Below are 2,000 nucleotides of genomic sequence, written 5' to 3'. Positions count from 1 at the left end.
GCCGGTGCAGCCGGTGGAATGCCGGACGGCGCCGGAGATCCTGCCGCCGCTGCCGATCGGCCGGCGCCGCAGCCGCCCGTCGCGGCGGCCGATGGTGATCGGACGGCCGTGAGCGGCGGCAAGCCTCTCTTCCCCCTGGAGGGCGGCTGCCTGTGCGGCGCCGTGCGCTACCGCCTCGACGGGCCGGTCGCCTCGGTCGACTACTGCCATTGCCGGATGTGCCAGAAGGCCAGCGGCAGCCCGGCGGTGGCCTGGGCGACCGGACCGTTCGAGGGCGTGCGCTGGATCAAGGGCCAGCCGCGCGCCTACCGCTCCTCGCCGGTCGGCCGGCGCTGGTTCTGCGCCGATTGCGGCTCGCCGCTGGCCTTCGAGGGTTTCGAGCCCGAGGGCAAGACCATGGGCATCAGCCTGGCGACGCTGGACGACCCGACGGCGCTGCGGCCGCGCCAGCACGCCTGGGTGGGGACCCGCATTTCCTGGCACGTTATCGACGAGACCCTTCCTCAATATGAAGACGAAGGCCCCGACAGCGGGATCTGACCGTCAGGCGCTCGCCGGTGCAGCGCCATTGCGGCGCCGGGGCAGTCGGGCGAAGACCAGGACGTTGCCGAGCAGCACCAGCGCCACCCCGGCCACCGCCGTCACGGTCCAGACATAGCCTTCCAGCACGGCCGAAATGTTCAGCGCCACCAGCGGGAACAGCACGCTGGAATAGGCCGCCTTGTCGGCGCCGATGCGGCCGACCAGGGTCAGATAGGCCAGGAAGGCGATCACCGAGCCCGGGATGGCGAGGTACAGCAGCGCCCCGACATAGGCCGGCGACGGGTCGAAGCGCCAGGGCAGGCCCTGGACCAGCGCCACCGCCAGCAGGATCAGCGCGCCGTACATCATGCCCCAGGCCGTGGTGGTCCAGGGCGTCAGGCCGCGCCGCCGGTGCACCACCGCCAGCACGCTGCCGGCGCCGAAGCCCATGGTGCCGGCCAGCGCCAGGCCGAGGCCGTACAGCATCTGCAGGTCGAGCCGCGCCGGGTCGATGCCGAACAGCAGCCAGAGGCCGGCCAGCCCGACCGCGCCGCCGGCGAGGACGCGCGGCTTCAAGGGCTGGCCCAGCGCGACCCGGCTGAACAGCGCGGTCCAGACGCTGCCGGTGGAGAAGGCGACGGCGACCAGGCCGCTCGGGACATAGGCCGAAGCGTGGTAGACCAAGAGGAAATTGCCGCTGAACAGCGCCAGGCCCTGGCCGAGGCAGACCAGGTGGTCGCGCGGGCGCAGGGCCTCGCGCCGGCGGGTGGCCAGCAGCAGCAGGCCCATCACCGCCGCGGCCAGGGCGAAGCGGTAGAGGATCGACAGCTCCACCGGCACCGGGCCGATCTGGTAGTGGATGGCGATCCAGGTGGTGCCCCAGATCAGGACGACGAGGAGGTACAAGGCGGCGGTCATGGGCGGCGTCGGGGTTCCGGGAACTCGGCCCCACCCTGCGCCGGCCGGGGGCGCCGCGATTGCACATCCTTGCGCAGTTTCGCCCGCGCGGATGGTGCCGCGGGCGCCGCGGGTCTAGTCTGGCGGGACGATGAACCGGCACGGACCCAGGGTTGAGCACGGCCTGCTGCAGCGGCTGGCGGCGCGCTACGGCGTGGTCGCGGCGCTGGCGTCGTCGCGCGCGGTGCTGGAGCACGCGGTCGAGATCGGCGACGGCTTCACCCTGGCGCAGTGGCGCAACGCCCATGACACCACCGGCTACCGCAGCCCCGGCCACCACACGCTGAGCCTGTATCTGGAAGGCGGCGAGGGCACCCGGCGGATCGGCTTCCCCGACCGGATCGGCGGCCCCGGGCGGTTCTGCCTGCTGCCGGCGGAGCACGAGTCGCATTGGACGCTGCAGAACCCGATGCGGTTCCTGCATTTCTACTTCGACACCGGCAGCCTGGCCGCCGCCGGCGCGGCCGCGCATGACGCCGACATCCGCGAGACGGCGCTGCCCGACGACACCTTCTTCGACG

The 2,000-nt window shown here is 72.8% G+C and carries 2 protein-coding genes and 1 pseudogene; 2 read left to right on the top strand and 1 reads right to left on the bottom strand.

The genetic code is table 11. The features are described from left to right. The first annotated feature begins 108 nt into the window (after nt 1–108). A complete protein-coding gene (locus tag P409_RS32910; protein WP_161790520.1) occupies nt 109–540 on the top strand; it encodes a GFA family protein in 432 nt (143 codons plus the stop codon). A 3-nt stretch (nt 541–543) separates the two neighbouring features. On the opposite strand, the gene P409_RS32905 is transcribed toward P409_RS32910, so the two are convergent. Continuing rightward, entirely contained in the window at nt 544–1,440 is an 897-nt protein-coding gene (locus tag P409_RS32905) for a DMT family transporter (protein WP_034848632.1), read from the bottom strand. Between the two features lie 130 nt (nt 1,441–1,570). On the opposite strand from P409_RS32905, the pseudogene P409_RS32900 reads away from it, so the two are divergent. Next, a pseudogene (locus P409_RS32900) lies at nt 1,571–2,000 on the top strand (hypothetical protein); the annotation flags it as partial.

Origin of the sequence: Inquilinus limosus MP06 (assembly GCF_000767795.1) — a bacterium.
Lineage (GTDB): Bacteria > Pseudomonadota > Alphaproteobacteria > DSM-16000 > Inquilinaceae > Inquilinus > Inquilinus limosus_E.
This window is presented reverse-complemented; position numbering and strand designations above follow the sequence as displayed.